Origin of the sequence: Clostridium amylolyticum, from assembly GCF_900142075.1 — a bacterium.
GTDB classification, from domain to species: Bacteria; Bacillota; Clostridia; order Clostridiales; family Clostridiaceae; genus Clostridium_AA; species Clostridium_AA amylolyticum.
In genome coordinates this window covers 206,051-225,455 of the sequence record NZ_FQZO01000003.1, presented here as the reverse complement: position 1 = coordinate 225,455, position 19,405 = coordinate 206,051, and the positions used below count along the sequence as shown (strand labels likewise).

The window sequence follows — 19,405 nt, the reverse complement described above, 5'->3', positions numbered from 1 at the left end:
TTTATAATATAGAATTATGGCTATATTTTATTAAGGCAGGATTATTAATTAAAATAATCCTGCCTTTAATTTTGCCACGTAAATAAAGCTAATTAACTTAATCTAAACCATAAGCATTATGTTAACTTTAGTAATTAATGTTAACTATGTTTAAAGCTTAAATACCATCTTCTGTATCTAAGTAATCCAAAACTTCACTAATAACCACCTTGTTAAACTTCATTGTAGATTGCTTGCTGGCATCCACTATACTTTCAGCCAGTTCTCCTATAGTCATAGTATCTTTTTGGAATATAGATTCTATGACAGAGCCTACATTGCAGCCTGCCACAACCTCCATTTTATCATTGGAATTTGCTATTTCTGCAGCAGTTTTAAAGGGTGTTCCTCCTAGAATATCGCATACAAACAATACTTCTGATTCTTTATTTTCGTCTATTACTTTTAGCATCTTCTCTTTTAAAGTCACATCAGTATCCTCTACGGTAAAATCCACAAAAAACATATCTTCATTTTTACCTGCTAATAATTCTATAGAACTTTGAAGCCCTGTGGCGTAGTGACCATGTCCACTTAGTATTATGATTTTCTTCATTTTATAACACTCCAATTAATGACATTAAAATGGATAATACAAAAGTTACTAATATTAATACTACTGGGCTAACTTTTCTCTTCTTTAATAATCCATACATTAATAATGTATATCCCATAGGAAGTATATTAGGGAATATTTTATCAAAGAAGTCCTTTTGTATGGATACAGCATGTTCTGCATTAATTGCGATTTCAGATAACACATTGATGTGAACATAAGAGGCAATTAATCCACCTATAACTGTAACACCAAGGATAGTTGCAGCCTTAGATATAGTTTGAGAACTTGTCTTAATTTTATCTATAGCTCTAACACCAAGATTGTATCCTAAGTGAGTCCAAACTATTCTAAAGATAAATATAACTAAGTAAACTAAGAAAAATATAATCGGTCCTAAAAGGCTTCCTTGTTCTGCAAAGGATGCACTAATACCTGCTACTATAGGAAGAATTGTAAACCAGAATATAGCATCACCTATACCTGCTAAAGGTCCGAATAAAGCAACCTTTAAACCTTTTATAAGACTTCTGTCTTCATGATTTTCTTCTAAAGATAGTAATAATCCCATTAAGAAACCAACTAGATTTGGATGAGTATTAATAAACTCTAGATTATCTTTCATGGATTCGGATAATCCTTCTTTATCATCCTTATAAATTTTCTTAAGGAATGGAAGCTGTGCTACTGTAAATCCACCTGCCTGCATTCTCTCATAGTTAAAGCTGGCTTGTAAGAATGATGACAATAGACCTAGTTTTGTTATATCCTTTTTAGTTAATACCTTTTTAGATTCCTTCACTATAATCATCCCCCTCTGCTACAGCCGGTGCTGGAGTATTTTTATTCTTTGTGTTGAAATATTCATATATTGCAAGTGCTGTACCAACTAAAGCTACTGGAAGTAAGTTTGAGAATGGTACAAAGGATGCTACTAAGAATCCTATAATTAAGAATGGAATATATTGTGTTTTTAACATAACCTTTAAAAGCATACCAAATCCTACTGCTGGTAATATACCTCCAGCTATTTCAAAACCGTGAGTTAACCATGCTGGCATGGATTTTACTAATAATTGCATAGCATCTTGTGCAACATAAGCACTTAAGAATACTACTAAACCATAAGTTAAAGCAACTATTACTGTAGTAATAACATTTAATTTAATAAAGGACTTAGTATCTGCTTCATCAGCATATCTATCTGCCTTTGCCATGAAGAATGAAAATGTTGAGTAATAGAATAAAATTATATATTGCATTAAGAAACTAAATGGCAATGCTAGTCCAATAGCAGTTTTTGCATCTGTTCCAGTGGTATAAGCTATAACCACTGTCATGACACCTGCTAGAACTGGGTTTGGTGGCTGTGTTCCTCCTGCTGGAGTAAGTCCTGCAAAAGCAAGCTCTGTTAATCCACCAGCGATTAAACCTGTTTGAACATCTCCTAGGATAATACCTGTTAATGTACAAACTATGATAGGTCTGAAAATGAATAGTGCTTCTAGCCAAAAGTCTACACCCACAATAATTGCCATTACTGCTAGTAGTATACCTTGAACTAAAGTAATATTATGCATGTCTTTCCCTCCTAATAATTTTTTATAAATATAAATTTTACTAGTTTTACAAAATCAATCTTTAATTTGCGGCTTGTCATGTGCCTGGCACTATTATTAATCAATACGTTCCTTTAAATCTCCAGGAATGTCTTGGATGTATAAGTCTGAAACTTTAGATTTGATGTAACGTAAATCTTCCATGTCTTTGTCATCTACATATACTTTTTTGCTTATTTGATGTTTCCCATGGGAGAAATGCATATTTCCTACATTTACTTCTTTAATAGGAACTCCTCCGTCAATTAACTGTCTTATTACTTCTGGGGTTTTGCAAACTATGAATATCTTTTGTGATGGGGCAGCTTTGTGAATTACATTTATAGTTTTTTCTATACTAAAAAATCTTACCCCTGCACCTGATGACTCTGCTGTAATTGACATAAGCTGTTGCTGTAGTGGATCCTTTGCTGCATCATCATCTGCTACTAAGATTAAATTTGCGCCTAGAGATGTTGTCCATGTTACACCTACTTGGCCGTGGATAAGTCTGTTATCAATTCTTGCTAATAAAATATTTGGTGCCATAATATCTCCTCCTTATATTTACTTCACTTTATTTAAATCTTTTTTTACTTATACTTTATACAAAGCAAAAACCATGCCAAACAGTGTCTAAACACCTTTAGCATGGTTTATATTAATATCTATATCAGATTTTAATAATTGAAATCCTCTATTTTATTGTTAATGCTGTCATAAATAAATCCTATTTCAGAAATAGGTATTTCCACCTTATAAAAGTGTTCTATGACACTAAAAGCTTTTTTCACCAATTCTATAAAGTGTCCATGACACTGTTCAAACTCTTGAAATTTGTTATAGGTCATAATAGGATCTTTTATAACAAGGCGTTCTATCATACAACTTATATGTATATAAAGGCTTATCCTTAAGTCATTTTGGAATCTAAATCCTAACCCAAGCTCTAAGGTGTAAATGGCCTCTTCCACCTGATCTATGATCTTATCTGGATTTAATATAGTAAGATAATTAAGCACATTTTCTAAGGTAAATAACTTAACCACTTCTCTGTTAATCTTATCTATAGTTTCTCCTTCCACTAGATTGCTTAAGGTTCTAGTAAGGAGCTCATCCCCCTTTCTCATGATTAAACTTTCTAGAGAAATATAAGGAATATCATCTATTTTAGGGTTGCTGGTACCTATAATAAGTTTAATATCATACTGTTTAAATATATAATCCTCTTTGCCATTACCCCTAAGCCTATCGTAATCATAGGCTATAACCTGGATTTCATCATTTAGCAAAGATTTGTCTAAGAGATCTTTTATCTTTTGAGCGGTACCAATTCCAGTGATACAAGTGGTAATAATGGCATCCTTTTTTCGTTTTTTGGAGGGTATATAATTATATCTACTTATATTTCGTTCTACAGCTTCATGAACAATCTGTTCTAGAGGCTGTAAATTCATTATTCTATTGCCGATATCCAGTGCCATTTGAGTGGAAATATTGTTTACCAAGGCTATATCACCATAAAAATCTTCATAAATACCTTTGTATATATTCTGTAAAGATCCCATATCTACAAGGATTATTAACCCTTTAGAGGTATCTATGGTTTTAATATAACTGTTTAATCTGTTGCTAATCTCTAAAGAAGAAAGTTCTAAAGGCATGTCAAAAGCTTCATAAACGTACCTTCCCAACATTCTATTAGCTACGCTGGCTATGCTGCTGGCAGTAGAATAACCGTGAGCTATTATTACCGCATTAATTTGATTTATATCGGAATCTCTATTTAAAGACCTTATGTAAATAAGAATATATATTATAGATACCTTATTTAATGACAAATCTAAATTATTCTCAATGGTTTCAATAATCCTAGAAGCTACTTTATGCTCTTTGGAATATACCTTGCTTAAGAAGTTTATTAGTTCATCTAAATCCTCTATATCACTGTCATGACTATATTCTATAAAGAAAGCTAATAAATGAGAAAATATCTCCACACTATTTCCATAGTGCTTAATGCCATAATTAGTTTCTATATATATTAAGGTATTTTCCACTAGTTTTTTTATAGAATTAAATATTATAGTGTCGGATTTTGTACCGGATTCATGAAATACCACATCATCTATAAGGTCATTTAATAATACCAAGCTATAGTTAAAAAATTCTTCTAGCTTTATATTATTATTTTTCAAATCTCTTACCCTATTAACTATCTTACCCTCTAAAGTAATAATTTTATTGAAATCTTTACTATAACAATCAAAATCACTTTCCTCAGAAGAAGACAAAAGCATATCACTATAATTTATATTATCGGTAATAATCCCCTCATAATTATCCACTACTTCTGAAGGAAGATTTTTCATTTTAATATTTAGTATCTTATCTTTATTATTTCTTTGATTATTGAAAGCATTGGCGCAGCTTAATTTTATGGTGTTTGTAAGCTTTCCTATGTTCCCGCTTAATTTATTTTTTAAAAGTATCTCTATAACCTGATTCCTTACTAGGATGTCCTTTTTAACATTTATAGCTTCTTTTTTGTAACTTCTATATATAAGCTCTAACTTTTCCTTTAAAGGTCTTTCTTGAAAAGTAGGTATCTTAACTATTAGTGGGATTCTTCTTAAAAATGTTTGTAGAAAACTATTTTCTGGATTTTCAGTAGTAGCAAATATCAATCTCACATCAGCTTTTCGTCGCTTTCCAGACTCACCTAGTCTTCTAAAAATTCCTTTATCTAAGAATAAAAATAACTTTTCTTGTCCTTCTGGTGATAGCCTATGTATTTCATCTAAAAATAGATATCCTCCGTCAGCCTCTTCTATTAAACCTGTCTTATCCTTATCCGCTCCTGTATAAGCCCCTTTACTGCTTCCAAATAAAGTAGCAGAAAGTAACTCTGGATTATTAGCATATTCCGCACAGTTTAATATTACAAAGGGGGCATTTTCATTTATAACTTTGGACGATTTAGCATACTCGTACACCAGCTGTGCTATAAAGCTCTTCCCCACCCCTGAACTTCCTACCAATAAAAAAGGAAGTCCGTTAGGTGGATAAGACACTGCTGATTTACATTGCTCTACTACAGAATTCAAGCTTCCTTCATAACCTACTAGCTCTTCAAAGACATTATTTCCTTCCTGTAGCTTCTCCTCATCGTTGGTTACACTTAAATATTGAGCTATAAGCTTAAATTCATCTTTTCCATTCTCATATACCTCCTGAGATATGAAATACACAGGTCTTGTATTTATTTTAATGGCTAAGCCTTCTTCATTTAATCTATTAAGTAAATGACTCACTGTATTCCTTTGCAGTCCAAGTTCTTCAGCTATTTCCATAGCTGTAACTCCATAATCTTTACCTCCCTTTAACATCAAAGAAAGTTCTGTAAGTTTTTCATAGACTTTATCCTTGCTGGTCATTTACATTTCACCTCGAAATAATTATTTTTATCGCAACATTGAATTTTAGTGCTATTTAGTTTATTACTATTGAGTTTATCAAGTGATTCTTAGTTTCAGACGGAGTTTGCTTAAAAGTTTAATCTTTCTATCCTAAGAAGCCAAAGGTGTAACCTAGTATTCCTAGGATCATTAATCCAATTATGCATACTAAAGGGGAAACTTTTTTCTTTATTAGTGTATATATTAAAAATGTTAGCATTAAAGGAAGTAAATTAGGCATTATGGCATCTAGCTGCTGTTGAACGGTAACGGATATAATTTCCCCATGTTTTTCGTAGCTGTAGAGTACCACAGGAACATCAATTTTTGTCCACTTAGCCACCAGTCCACCCATTACTGTGTAGGCAAGCACTGTCATTACATTCTTCATTTTAGGAAGTACATCCTTAAGCCTAGATATTATATTGGCACCTTCTCTATAAGAAAAAAACAGCATGTTATATCTAAAGAACAATCTAATAGCATTAATGGTTACAAAGAAGAAAATAGGTCCAAAAATATTTCCATCCGTAGCTATTCCAGCACCTACCGCTGCAGCCATAGGTCTTGCTATTCCCCATATTACAGAGTCTCCAATGCCAGCCAATGGTCCCATAAGAGCAATTTTAAGCTGAGTTATAGAGGTCTTATCTATATCTTTGTTATTGGCCGCCGCCTCTTCCATAGCTATATTTGCACCTAAGATTACTGAGGTTAAAAACTGATGGGTATTATAATATTCAAAATGTGTTTTAACTGCCCCTTGAAGCTCTTTTTCATCTTTATAGAGCTTTTTTAGAACTGGCATAATGCAATAGCAATAGCATAAATTATGCAATCTTTCGTAGTTCCAAGATAACTGATAGGTTTGTGTCCTCCAGAATACTTTTATAATATCTTTTTTGCTTATTTTAACCTGTGAAACTTTTTCTTCATCATTCTTAGAATTCCCTTTAGTTCTTGCTCTTCTTTCCCTTCCATCATTTTCTCCAAACATTTTATAAAAGTTAAAATAAATAATAGCTAAGCTTACCGCTAAAACAGTTAAGCCAAAAAGGGTTGTACTGGTGAAGGTCATCACTAAAAATCCTATAAAAAAGAAAGGTAATAGTTCCTTTACATTTAAAAGAGTCATAATCATGGCATAGCCTACTACCACTAAGAAACCAGAAGCTATCTGAAGTCCCATGGTTATACTCTTTGGAATTGCATTAAAGACACTCTGTACCAAAGTAGCATCTGCAAAATATGCTACACATAATGAAGGTACCGCCACTCTTAAAGCGCTGGGTATAGCAGTTAGATAGTGAGCTATAGACACTCTTGATAGTTTTCCTTTTTCTACTCCTCTTTCTGCCCAGTGCATTATAGCGATATCAATGGTACTCTTTTGAGCAATTTGAAGCAGCTGTCCCGCCACTGCTAAAGGTATTGCCATCCCCACCGCCACTCCTATGCTTTGATTACCCAGTATAACTAGAACGGCCACCACCACCCCAGCCAAAGCTGGATCAGGAGGTACTGATACCCCGATAGTCATCCATCCTAATGCCACCAGCTCCATAGCTGCTCCAGCCATGACTCCAGCTTTTACATTACCTAAAGCTATGCCCGCTAGAGTTGAAGCAATTATAGGTCTGTGTGTCTGAAACTCCTCAGTGGATGAGCCAATTCCAGAAATAGAGGAAAAAATGAATAAAAGAAATGCCTGCCCTAAAGACATAAAATCCTCTCCCCCACGTTATTTCATTGTTTATTATTTAAAAATTACACTTTTATCTGTCGGTAAAACTCTTATTTCTAGTGGAATACCATGTTCCGAAATCTTTTTTAATGCGTTTAATTCTTCTTCATTAATGTAGATAGCAGTACTTAAACGATTTCTACCTTCTTTGTAGGACATCCCACCTATATTAATGCTGTTAATATTACCTCCTTTTTCTATAAATTCTAATATCTCAAAGGGATTTCCAAAAATAACCATTAGGTTTTCATATTCTATCTCTTCTTCAAATACTTCCAGTGCACTATCCACATCACAAAAAAGTATATTAATTCCCTTAGGCACTGACATCTGAATTATTATTTTTCTTATTTCATTGTTAGCTACTTCTTTATTTATAAGCATAATTTCGGTGATATCCTCATTGGTACACCAGTTATTTATTATCTGTCCATGTACTAATCTATCATCCAATCTTACAATTTTGAGCATGTGTATCACCTCATTAGTTTCCTGTTAAAGGGAGTTGTTGTCTAATTTATTCTTATTAATCATTTCATATTTCTCTTTTACATCTACTATTCCATTCTTACCACTTTCCGCTGCTATTTTGGAAAGCACTTTTAAATCTTCATTTCTATGAGGTAATATTTCTAAAAGCATAGGCATATTAATCCCAGTGATAACATTAATATTAGGATTTTCTAATTTAATAGCCCCTGCAGTGTAGGGTGTTCCTCCTAGAATATCCACCATAATTAAGACCTGCTCACAATTTAATGTATTTATAGCTTCATTTATCTTATCTTGAAGTTTTTCTACACTTTCTCCTTGACTTAAGTAAACCGATTCTATTTTCTCCTGTTTTCCATACACCATTTCCACTGACTCTATTAATGCTGTAGCATAAGGACCATGCGTTACAAGTAAAATTCCCACCATTTTATAATGCACCTCTATTTAAATTTAATTAATATCAACAATAATCATTACCACCATAAGCTATACTCAATAATAATTATAACCTTAAACGTTACTTACTATATAATAAATAAATAAATTAAAACTGTAAACACATAAAGCTTCTATAATTTTTACTCGGTATATATTGGTAAAAAATAGATTCACCCCAGGGGCGGTTCCATAAAAATGGAATCACCCCTGGGGCGGTGACATTCTATGGGAGCACCCCTGGGGCGGTGACATAAAATCCCAATGATTTTGTGCATTAATTTAATTAGAACTTGTGTATAACTACCCCTTTTACTACTCTATTTACTTCTCCGCTAGGAAAAGGATTATCTGGGGTACATCCTAAGCTTAATGAAGCATTTAGTGAAAATATCTGGGCTGCTACAATAGGAATATATGGTGTAAATGCTTCTTCTAAAGCTTCTTCCTTTGCATTATAAAGATATATATCTGCATACTGCTCCACTTCTTCATAGTACTTATCAGAAATTACAACTAATTTATGCTTGCTTGCGTGGGACAGCTCGTTAAGCATATCAAAGTCATACTTTCTTGTATATTCATTATTGGACACAAAGAATATTATTACAGTATTTTTATTTAAGAAAGATTTTGGTCCATGTCTAAATCCCATAGGAGTATCGTACCCTGTGGCAATTTGTCCTGCAGTAAGTTCTGTACTTTTTAAGGCCCCTTCTCTAGCTGCGCCAAATAAATTTGCTGAGCCAAGCACCACTAATCTATTTACATTATTATTAAATGCATGGAATATATCGGTATACTTATTGTCTATGAAATCTTGTGCATAACCTGACAGCTTGTCTACTGTTTTGGTGTAATCATTATTTATACCAAACACAGAATATGCTGCTAGCATCATTCCTGTAACACTGCTTGTCATAGCAAATCCTAAATCTTCTATTTCACTAAAAGTAAGGTTTAAAGTTCTTTCATTGGTGAATTTAGCTAACTTTCCTTCTGGATTACAGGTTATTATAATATGGGAAATATCCTCTATAAACTGTTCTGCCAATTCCACTGCAGCCACGCTCTCTGGGCTGTTTCCTGATCTTCCAAAGGATACCATTACAGTTTTTACATCTTTAATGAGATACTGCTCAGGGTTTCCTACAATATCAGTAGTGTGAATGGATTCTACATCCTTAAACATAAAATCTTTTCTTATAATGGGTGCTAGAGAATCTCCTATGAAGCCCGAACTTCCTGCTCCTGCAAAAATTATTCTTGTACTTTCATCAAATTTAGCCATAAAAGCTTTTATTTCTTCCCTATGATTAGAAATCTTTTCGTATATTGACTTCCACACTTTAGGTTGACGAGCTATTTCCTTTGTTGTATGTCCCATATTATTATCTTTAACGGTTTCAGCATTGAAACCAAACAATGTTTCCATGAATTTTCTCCCTCTCTATTAAACTTATTTTATGCTGATAAAATTATTAATCTATTCATTTAAATCGCTTCTTATATCATACAAAGCTATATCAAGTGATTCTTAGCTTCAGATGGAGTTTGCTTAAAAGGAATGCTTACTCCAGATACTGATTTAAAATTACTTCTTTTATCTTTTCTACAACCCCATTTTCTCTATTGCTCTTTGCTACAAATCTGGCATGTTTTTTTACCTCTTCTGGGGCATTTTCCATAGCATAGCTATAATATGCTTCTTGAAACATCTCTATATCATTAAAATAATCTCCAAAGGCCATGGTTTCTTTTTTATCTATATTAAACTTCTTTTGAATAATTCTCATGGCAATACCTTTATCCGCATCCTTACTAAATAGATCCATCCATATTTGTCCAGAAACCTTTACCTGAAGCTTATCCTTCCATAGAGGATAGAATATTTTATAGGAATTATCCTGAGAACCCTGTAAATCCAATACTGCTATTTTGATTATTTCATCCTGTACTTCATTAAAAGCTTTAACTATTTCCAGGTTATGATAATATTTTTTAGCTTCATCCACAATTTCCTCTTCGGAAGTATCTAGATATGCACAATTTTTCCCACAAAGGATTAAGTTTATGCCTCTGATATCTTTAGACTGTTCTACAATCTTCATAACATCCTGCTTTTCCAAGGTGCTAGAATATATTTCTTCATTCTTATATTTAACTATGGTACCATTCTCAGCAATATATATAAGGTCCTGTGCTATATTCTGAAAATTATGCATTAAGCGATGATATTGCCTTCCACTAGCCACAGCAAATCTAATATTTAGATCTTGAAGTCTTTTATAAATGTGAAAAAACTCCTTATCTATTTCTCCATTTTCGTTAAGAAGAGTACCATCCATGTCACATGCTATAAGTTTTATCATATTTAAATTCTCCTTCGTTAAATATTACAATAATCAAGTGATTCTTAGCTTCAGATGGACTTACTTAAAAGGAATGCCCTCTCCAGCTGAAGGTTAGAAGAACTTATCCAGGAGCTTAGCGCCCCTTATTCCACCACTTAATGAAGTGGGGTTATTAGGGGCGGTTAGCTATGGGATAAACCACATTACAACTTTTATTACAATCTCCACTTAACATTATTACTCTAATAGACTTTTGTGACAATACTATATGATGTCAGGCATGTAAAATAAGCAGACATTCCAAATCTTTGATTTGTTATGGTCGCTTACTTCTTCGTAGACCTTAAAACTATATCTTTCCTCTGCTGTAAGCTTTAAGTTTAGGGAAGAAGTTCCCACGGGTAATCTCCTAAGTATCAAGTTTATATATCTAAAATGTTAACTTGAATTCTTTCAAACAGGCTGTCCACATTTTCTTGACTAATAAAACCTGTTTGCTTTTCCATAGCATTAGCTGTACCACAGGCGGATGCAAATTTTACGGCGTCTTCCATTATCATTCCTCGTTTTATAGCCACTGCCATGCCTCCTGTAAAGGAATCTCCGGATCCTACAGAATTTACTGCTTGCACCTCAGGTATAACAGCTTCATATAACTTTTCACCATGACCTGTAATGGAACCACCTTTACCTAAAGACACTGTTACTATCTCTATGCCTTTAGATAAAAGATATTTTATAGCTTGGATTATATCTTCTCTAGAATTGCTTTCTTTATTAGTAATAAGCTTTATTTCATCGGTATTAGGCTTTATGAAATAAGGTGCTGAGTCTAGAGATTTGATCAATGCCTGTCCACTTGTATCTAAGAAGAATTTAGCGCCTTTTGCTTTAGCTTCTTTTATTATAATGTTGTAGGTATCATCAGCCAGGCCTTTAGGTAGGCTTCCTGAAGCTACTATAATATCGGTGATATCCAGTAATTCTTCATAAATTGCCATCCAGCTTGTAAATTCTTCATAACTTATTTCTGGTCCTGATTCTAAAAGTTCTGTTTGATTTTTATCATCATCTATTATGGCCAAGCACGTTCTGGTTTCTCCGCTAATTCTTTGAAACTTATTTTCTATATCCATTTTTATAAGTTCCTTGGTTATAAAATCACCATTAGCTCCACCTAATAAACCTGTAGCTGTTACCTTTTCTCCTAGTAATGATGCCACCCTAGAAACGTTAAGTCCCTTACCTCCAGCGGTATTCTCCACTTCTAAAACCCTCTGTACTTCTCCTAAAGAAATCTTATTTACATAATATCTTTTGTCTATGGCAGGATTAAAAGTTATTGTTGTAATCATAACTACGCCCTATTTGCACTGCCCATTACTAAAATTTTGTGTCTTATTATTTCTTTCATAGCATTTTTTCCAGGAGTCATGTACTTTCTTGGGTCATTAGCATCTGGATTTTCTATAAAATATTTCTTAACCGCATCTGAAAAAGGTATTTTTAAATCTGTAGCTACATTTACTTTTGATATTCCGTAAGTTATAGCTCTTTTAACCATTTCATCTGGAACATCTGATGCTCCGTGAAGAACTAGTGGTATATCAAGGATTTGTCCAATTTTCTCTAATCTATCAAAGTCAAGCTTTGGTTCTCCGTGATATAAACCATGGGCAGTTCCAATGGCCACAGCTAAAGAATCTACACCAGTTAACTTAACAAATTCCACTGCGCTGTCTGGATCTGTAAAAGCAGCATCCTTTGCGTCTACTACTAAATCGTCTTCTTGTCCACCTAATCTTCCTAATTCTGCTTCCACTGTAGCTCCCTTGCTATGAGCATAGTCTACAACTTCTTTAGTAAGCTTTATATTTTCTTTGAATAATTCGTGGGAGGCATCTATCATAGAAGATTTAAATCCCATATCTATATATTTTTTTATTTCATCAAAGGTTTCAAAATGGTCTAAATGAATAGCAATTGGAATATCATATTTTTTAGCTGCAGCTTGGGCTATAGCTACTATATAATCTCCTCCTGCATAATCTATAGTACTAGGTGTACCTGCTAAAATTACAGGTGACTTCATTTCTGCTGCTACTTCCACTACTGCTTGTATAGTTTCAAGATTGTGAATGTTAAATGCTGGTACCGCATATCTTCCTTTTCTAGCATTAATTAAAATGTCCTTAGTAGAAACTATTTCTCTCATATTTTTTCCTCCAATTATTTTAGATTTGTATAGTTAATATTAAATTTATGTTCCTTGTAATGTTGTCATTACCAGTTAAGTAAAAACTTATGGAATTGACATTGCAATTCCATTGACCATATTTTATCTCATAAGCTTAAGTTGATATTGGAACTTATCCCCTCTGGAAATGCTTATGGTATATTCTATAATATTCTCGTGCTTATTATAGGAAAACCTAGTAATTTTAAGACTAGGCGAACCTACCTCAACTTGGAGGCTTTCAGCTTCCTCTTCATTGGTGAGTACAGGCACAAAGCTTTCTTCTGCATATTCTAAAGTCTCGCTGAACTTATCTCTTAAAATATCATATAAAGCAGTTTTATTTAGCTCTTCTTTAGTTATACCTGGAAACCTTTCATAGGGTACATAAGTGGTTTCAATCATCATAGGCTCATTATCTGCAAGCCTAAGTCTAGTAAACTTATACACCATCTCTTCCTTTGAAAGCTTCATCTTCCTTACAATATCATTGCTGGCAGTAAGAATTTCAAACTTAAGCACCTTTGAACTAGGCTTCTTACCTAGCTTTTTCATATCCTCTGTAAAACTATAAAAACCTTGAAGGTTCTGTTTATATTTTTTAGATGCTACAAAAGTACCTTTGCCATGCCTCTTATATATATATCCTTCTCTCTCCAGCTCTGAAAATGCCTGTCTAACGGTAGTTCTGCTAACATCATATTTTTCACAGATCTCTCTCTCAGACAACATCTTTTCATTTTCCTGCATATTATTTTCAATTTCATATATCAAAATATCCATGAGCTGAGAATATAAAGGCATTCTACTATCCTTATCTAACATGGCCAAACCTCCAAATTTTTTATAAATACCAATACTCAAATATCGCAATAACCAAATAAGCAAATATCTAAGTATCTAAATATATAATTTACCCAAGTGGTAATTACCACTTTACCTTAATAATATATCTTATAATATCTATTGTCAATGAAAATATTCAGAAGAAGTATGGTGATTTCAAATAAATGTAACTACCCCTGGGATGATTCCATAAAAAGGAAGTGCCTCAGGGATAGTTACATTTATTACCACAATGCTATATTCTAAAAGTTATATTTTTACTTCAACCTTGTTCCCTCTTTATCTTGTACAATAAGATTTTGCTTCATCAATCCGCCTAAGGCATTCTTGAAGTAATTTTTACTAACCTTAAATGTTTTATAGATATCTTCAGGAGAACTTTTGTCATTAAAGGGCATAAATCCATTGTGAGACTTTAAATAATTTAGTATTGTCTCTTGGATTACAGGTAATTCTTCTTTTGCAGCTTTTCTTGGAGTTAGTCCAAGTTTGCCTTCCTCGTATATTTTATTAACCCTAAGCTCTAATACATCCCCATGATGTAGTTTTGTAAAATATTCGTTATGTAAAATTACTCCTCTATATAGGTTATCAACAGCCACCATAGCGCTATTATTAGTTTGAAAGCCATAAACTGTTCCTTTTACACTATCTCCAACTTTATACTCTTCTGAATTCTCAAGGTGTTTCTCTATGTATGTAGTAGCAGCTAGTCTACCAGTTCTATCAAGATAAATGTAGAATAAATAGGATTTACCTTTTTCAAGATTATATAACTTTTCCTTCATAGGAACTAATATATCTCTATCAAGGCCTACCTCTAAAAAGCATCCTATTTCAGTTACTGCAGCAACATTTAAATATGCTAATTCACCGACCTTTGCTAAGGGTTTCTGCAAAGTAGCCACAAGCCTATCCTGGGAATCTCTGTATATGAAAGCTTCAACTTCCTCTCCTATTTCTAACTTCCTCCCTAACGCATTATTGTTAGGAAGAAGTATATCATCCTCTGATTCTTCAGTTCCTCCTTCTAAAAAATAACCTATACTCTTTTCCCTTACCACCTTTAAAGTATTATAATCTCCTATTTTAATCAAAATTCACAACCTCATTTCTAATTTATATTTTCACAATTTCATATATATTCTTATCTTTAATTATACTTCTAGATAAGACTTTAATTTTAATCTTTCCTCTAAATATTATATTATTTTATATACCTAGTAGACTTTAACACACAATGTGCAATTTTCTTTTGCATATATTATCTGTCACAATCACAGTTTATATTACTTAATTAGAGAATATCAGAAAACTCCTCTGAATAAAAGATTATATCACATATAAGCTCATATAATATGTATAAATTTAATATTTCCAAAATAAGTTATCACCCCAGGGGCGGTTCCACTTTATGGAACTACCCCTGGGGTGATGACTTATTTTACCAATAACTCTAGATACTTTTTGCCTTTTAATATATTTTCTAGCTGCATGTTATCGTTTATTTCATTTTCTATAGTTATGTCTCCGGTATAATTTAAGGTTTTTAATTTGTGGATTAGTTTAGGGAAGTCAACTCGCCCTTCTCCTAGGGGTTTTTCTTGTCCAAGTTTAGCTCCATCTGTAGGATATTCTCCATCCTTACCGTGTACTCCCTTTATATACTCTCCTAGAATATCTAATGCATCTATAGGATTTGCTTTTCCATATAAAAGCAGATTAGCTGGATCCAAATTTACTCCTAAGTTTTTTCTACCTATATCCTGCATGCATCTTAGTAAAGTGGTAGGAGTTTCTTGTCCTGTTTCAAACAAAAAGTTTTGTTGGTTTTTTTCATAATAGTCAGCAATAACTTTTAGAGCAGATACTACCCCTCTGTAATCCACACTATTAGGATCTTCAGGTAAAAAACCTACATGTGTTACTATATCCTTTACCTGGATTTTCTTAGCAAAATCTGATGCTTTTAATAATATTTCTGTCCTTCTAGACCTGTAAGCAGCTGGCACAAGGCCTAAGGTTATTGGTCCCTCATAAAAATCCCATACTACTGGTTTTGGCCAGCCACACCAGAAAGCAGTTATATCAATTTTACTTTGCTCTTTAGCCTTATTTACTAAATCTGCATATTTCTCTTGCATATATTTTTCATCCCAGCAAACCAATTGACAGCTTTCAAATCCAAGTTCCTTTAACCTCTTAAATCCTTCTATTATATCTTCATTTAGATAATGTATTATCCCTATACGCATAAGCATTCTCCCTTCCATAATAATCACTCTATTTATGAATATATCTTTCTTTACTATGAAAATTTAACATTTAAAATTTTTATTTTACTTTCCTCCAGTAAAGGCTATTCCTTCTATAAACTGCTTTTGGAAAAGTATAAACATAACCAGCATCGGCCAAACCGCCATTACCGAACCAGCCATTACTACTGGGAAATTAGTACCATGCTGTCCTTGTAAAGATGCTAATCCCGCAGACAATGTCATCTTATCCGTAGAAGTATTAACAATAAGTGGCCACATTAAATCATTCCAACTCCATAATGCAGTAAATACTGCTAAAGAAATTAGTCCCGCCTTAGCAAGAGGAAGCATTATCTTCCAAAATATTTGAAAATGGTTACATCCATCTAATATAGCTGCCTCTTCCAATTCTTTTGGTAAAGTCATAAAAAACTGCCTTAAAAGAAAGGTTCCAAAAGCACTAAATAGTCCTGGAAGTATTAATGCAGATATGCTATTAAGCAAACCTAACTTTTGTATTACCATATACTGAGGCAATAAAAATATTTGTCCAGGTACCATAAGTACAGAAAGTATAATCACGAATATAAAATTCTTTAGTGGAAATTCTATTCTTGCAAAAGCATATGCTGCCATGGAACAAAACAATAATTGTCCTAAGGTTTTTGCTATGGTAGATACTAATGTATTAATATAGAAATTTTTAAAAGGAAGAGTTTTTAGTACCTCTGCATAATTAGACCACATTAACTTCTTTGGAAATATTATCGGTGGAACTTGTGTTGACTCCCCTAGAGTTTTTAATGATGTAATTATCATCCATAAAAAAGGAACAATTGTTATCAAAATACCAAATATTAAAACTAGATGTATCAATAATTTTTTACCAAACCTTGGTTTATTTATGTTCTCCACTATATACTCCTCCTTTAATCATAATGAACCCATTTATTTTGAAATTTTAATTGTATAAATGTAAATACCATTATTACTAAGAAGAGTATTATAGATATGGCAGAAGCATATCCTTTTTCTCCTAACATAAATGCATTTTTATAAAATAAATATACAACTGACTGAGTGCTTTCAAGTGCCACACTATTATTAGGAATCATCATAAATATATATTCAAACACTTGGAAAGATCCAATAAGTGTCATTATCACTACGAAAAAAATAGTAGGTGTTAATAATGGAATGGTTATAGAGAAAAACTTCTTAAAAGTTCCTGCGCCGTCAATTTCCGCTGCTTCATAGTATGCTTTTGATATACCTTGAAGCCCAGCTAAAAGAATTATCATGTTATAACCTACTTTTGACCATACTCCTACTATAATTACAGAGTATAGCGCTATTTTAGGGTTAGTTACCCATCCTGGTCCCTGTATTCCAAATTTTGATAAAGTAAAGTTTATCAATCCAAAATCAGAATTTAGAAGCCACCTCCACACCATAGAGATAGCTGCTGGCATGGTAATAGCAGGTAAAAAGTATACGGTTCTATATATAGACAGTCCTTTAATATCGCTATTTAATAAGACTGCTAAAATAATTGAAAGTATAATGGTTATAGGAACAGAAATTAAAGTATAAATAAATGTATTTTTGAAAGCTAAATAAAAGTTTGGATCAACTAATATCTTTTTATAGTTTTCTATGCCAATAAACTTATAAGTACCAAAGGGCCCCATATTGGTAAAACTTATAAATAAGTTACTAAAGAAAGGAATTATATAAAAAATTGAAAGTCCTATTACTAACGGTGCTATCATTAAATATGCCCAAAAATAATTACTGCTTTTCTTTTTGCTAATAGTTCTTACCCTCATAATGCACTCCTCATAAATTGTATTTGTACTAAGTCCTAAAAACAAGCCGGTACTCTATTCCAGAATGCTTACATTCTTCTGATTAGAAGTTGAATTATATAATTAAGGCTGTTTTGATATACAGTATAAATATTAAATTTTTACTATCAAAACAGCCTTTTCCTATGTGAATTTTAACTTTTACATTGATTTAAAAAAATTAATTATTATTATTTGTAAAACATTTATTACTTTTCTTCCTGTAATAGCTTGTTCATCTCTTCCCCAATCTTCTTAGTTGCTTCCTCTGCTGTCATTTGATTTGCCCAAACTTTCTTTAAATTCTCATCTTGAATGGTTGTCCATTTAGAAGTATTCTTTGAAACTGGATACATTACCGAATATTCCACAGCGTCTGTATAAGCTTTTAGATTAATATTTGCATAAGATTTTAAGAAAATCTCTAATGAAGGTTTATATGCTGGAATAACCACACCAGACTTAGCTATTATTTCATTGGCTTCACTGCCAGAAAGATATTTTACAAACTCCCAAGCTTCTTTAGGATTTTTACTTTTTGAATATATTACATTGCTTAATCCATGAATTACAGCTGAATTTTTCTTTATTTTAGGCATAGGTGCTATGTCAATTTTATCTTTAATAGCATCATTTTTCATAAACTGAGGTACCATCCAAGAACCTTGGAACACCATAGCAACTTTACCTGAGGCAAACAAATCTTGAGGCGTATTTTCTAGCATTTGCTCACCGGTAGGTGAAGATCCATCTTTTATTAAATCTATCCAACATTGTATCCCTTCTACAGCGCCTGGCTGATCAAAGCCTGATTTCTTTTTATCTTCTGATATTATAAATCCTCCTGCTTGAGGTATAGTATTGTAGTATCCCTGCTGATCATCTTGTGCTGCCGCTATACCGTATATACCTTTAGATTTATCTGTAAGCTTTTTAGCTGTTTCTCTCATATCATTCCAAGTCCAATCAGATTTTGGATATGGCACCTTGGCATTATCAAAAATTTCTTTATTATACCAAACTGCAGTGGTGTCCCAATCTTTAGGTATACCATATTGCTTGCCACCTACATTATATAAGTCAACTAAAGCTTTAGGGTAATTATCCACCTTAATATCAGACTCTTTTATCTTATCATCTATAGGTAACAGTAAAGATGCATCGGCATATTTAATTATATTAGGTCCATTCATCCAGAACACATCTGGAAGGTTTTCACCTTGAGCTTCTGTTTCAAGCTTGGTCCAATATTGTTTATAAGGAGTAATTTGGACTTTAACTTCAATATTAGGATTTTTTTCAGTAAACTTTTTAGCTATATCCTGCATTACGGGTTCTTGATTCTTATCCCAAAGTCCATATACCAAGGTCACTTTCCCTGATTTACTTCCGCTGGAGTTTCCTTCTGATTTACCGCACCCTGCAAATAGTGCACCAGCTGTTATAATACTCATAGCAATACATAGGATTTTTTTAATTTTCATAGTTTACACCTCTCACCTTATTTAATTTATCATCCAAAAAGTAAGTTATAAATGG

Annotated in this window: 19 protein-coding genes; all 19 read right to left on the bottom strand. The window is 32.8% G+C overall.

Annotation, left to right across the window (positions count from 1 at the left end):
- Nucleotides 1-157: 157 nt before the first annotated feature.
- Nucleotides 158-595 carry a PTS sugar transporter subunit IIA gene (locus BUA82_RS08360; protein ID WP_073006568.1) on the bottom strand — a complete coding sequence of 146 codons (438 nt, stop codon included), beginning with the start codon at nt 593-595 and terminating at the stop codon, nt 158-160.
- A gap of 1 nt (nt 596) precedes the next feature.
- The gene (gene agaD / locus BUA82_RS08355) at nt 597-1,406 is read right to left on the bottom strand and encodes a PTS galactosamine transporter subunit IID (RefSeq protein WP_073006566.1); all 810 of its coding nucleotides are present in this window, start codon (nt 1,404-1,406) and stop codon (nt 597-599) included.
- Nucleotides 1,384-2,175 (bottom strand): PTS galactosamine transporter subunit IIC, encoded by a 792-nt coding sequence (gene agaC / locus BUA82_RS08350; protein ID WP_073006564.1) that lies wholly within the window; start codon nt 2,173-2,175, stop codon nt 1,384-1,386. Before agaC ends, agaD begins: the two co-directional genes overlap by 23 nt.
- Before the next feature lie 96 nt (nt 2,176-2,271).
- On the bottom strand, nt 2,272-2,742 hold the full coding sequence (gene agaB / locus BUA82_RS08345) for a PTS galactosamine transporter subunit IIB (RefSeq protein ID WP_073006562.1): 471 nt from the start codon (nt 2,740-2,742) through the stop codon (nt 2,272-2,274).
- Nucleotides 2,743-2,873: 131 nt separating this feature from the next.
- Nucleotides 2,874-5,630, bottom strand: coding sequence for a sigma-54-dependent transcriptional regulator (locus tag BUA82_RS08340; RefSeq protein ID WP_073006559.1), 2,757 nt, complete (start codon nt 5,628-5,630; stop codon nt 2,874-2,876).
- Between the two features lie 127 nt (nt 5,631-5,757).
- The gene (locus BUA82_RS20315) at nt 5,758-7,374 is read right to left on the bottom strand and encodes a mannose/fructose/sorbose PTS transporter subunit IID (protein ID WP_083599850.1); all 1,617 of its coding nucleotides are present in this window, start codon (nt 7,372-7,374) and stop codon (nt 5,758-5,760) included.
- Nucleotides 7,375-7,407: 33 nt separating this feature from the next.
- Nucleotides 7,408-7,866: a PTS sugar transporter subunit IIB gene (locus BUA82_RS08325; protein WP_073006556.1), complete on the bottom strand. Its 459-nt coding sequence runs from the start codon at nt 7,864-7,866 to the stop codon at nt 7,408-7,410.
- A 24-nt stretch (nt 7,867-7,890) separates the two neighbouring features.
- Nucleotides 7,891-8,316 (bottom strand): PTS sugar transporter subunit IIA, encoded by a 426-nt coding sequence (locus BUA82_RS08320; RefSeq protein ID WP_073006554.1) that lies wholly within the window; start codon nt 8,314-8,316, stop codon nt 7,891-7,893.
- Between the two features lie 295 nt (nt 8,317-8,611).
- Nucleotides 8,612-9,760 (bottom strand): SIS domain-containing protein, encoded by a 1,149-nt coding sequence (locus tag BUA82_RS08315; protein ID WP_073006552.1) that lies wholly within the window; start codon nt 9,758-9,760, stop codon nt 8,612-8,614.
- A 136-nt stretch (nt 9,761-9,896) separates the two neighbouring features.
- The gene (locus tag BUA82_RS08310; RefSeq protein ID WP_073006550.1) at nt 9,897-10,697 is read right to left on the bottom strand and encodes an HAD family hydrolase; all 801 of its coding nucleotides are present in this window, start codon (nt 10,695-10,697) and stop codon (nt 9,897-9,899) included.
- 246 nt (nt 10,698-10,943) lie between these two features.
- Nucleotides 10,944-11,078 (bottom strand): hypothetical protein, encoded by a 135-nt coding sequence (locus BUA82_RS21115; RefSeq protein WP_278321569.1) that lies wholly within the window; start codon nt 11,076-11,078, stop codon nt 10,944-10,946.
- 23 nt (nt 11,079-11,101) lie between these two features.
- Nucleotides 11,102-12,034 (bottom strand): 1-phosphofructokinase, encoded by a 933-nt coding sequence (gene pfkB, locus BUA82_RS08305; RefSeq protein WP_073006547.1) that lies wholly within the window; start codon nt 12,032-12,034, stop codon nt 11,102-11,104.
- A 2-nt stretch (nt 12,035-12,036) separates the two neighbouring features.
- Nucleotides 12,037-12,894, bottom strand: coding sequence for a tagatose bisphosphate family class II aldolase (locus tag BUA82_RS08300; protein ID WP_073006545.1), 858 nt, complete (start codon nt 12,892-12,894; stop codon nt 12,037-12,039).
- Between the two features lie 123 nt (nt 12,895-13,017).
- Nucleotides 13,018-13,740, bottom strand: a complete 723-nt coding sequence (locus BUA82_RS08295) for a GntR family transcriptional regulator (protein ID WP_073006542.1) — start codon at nt 13,738-13,740, stop codon at nt 13,018-13,020.
- Nucleotides 13,741-14,018: 278 nt separating this feature from the next.
- The gene (locus tag BUA82_RS08290) at nt 14,019-14,858 is read right to left on the bottom strand and encodes a CvfB family protein (protein ID WP_073006539.1); all 840 of its coding nucleotides are present in this window, start codon (nt 14,856-14,858) and stop codon (nt 14,019-14,021) included.
- Between the two features lie 342 nt (nt 14,859-15,200).
- A complete protein-coding gene (locus tag BUA82_RS08285; RefSeq protein WP_242948943.1) occupies nt 15,201-16,034 on the bottom strand; it encodes a sugar phosphate isomerase/epimerase family protein in 834 nt (277 codons plus the stop codon).
- 66 nt (nt 16,035-16,100) lie between these two features.
- Complete coding sequence (locus BUA82_RS08280; RefSeq protein WP_341430212.1) at nt 16,101-16,934, bottom strand: carbohydrate ABC transporter permease; 834 nt, start codon at nt 16,932-16,934, stop codon at nt 16,101-16,103.
- A 14-nt stretch (nt 16,935-16,948) separates the two neighbouring features.
- Nucleotides 16,949-17,848 carry a carbohydrate ABC transporter permease gene (locus BUA82_RS08275; protein ID WP_073006537.1) on the bottom strand — a complete coding sequence of 300 codons (900 nt, stop codon included), beginning with the start codon at nt 17,846-17,848 and terminating at the stop codon, nt 16,949-16,951.
- A gap of 227 nt (nt 17,849-18,075) precedes the next feature.
- Nucleotides 18,076-19,350, bottom strand: coding sequence for an ABC transporter substrate-binding protein (locus BUA82_RS08270; RefSeq protein WP_207650289.1), 1,275 nt, complete (start codon nt 19,348-19,350; stop codon nt 18,076-18,078).
- Nucleotides 19,351-19,405 lie beyond the last annotated feature (55 nt).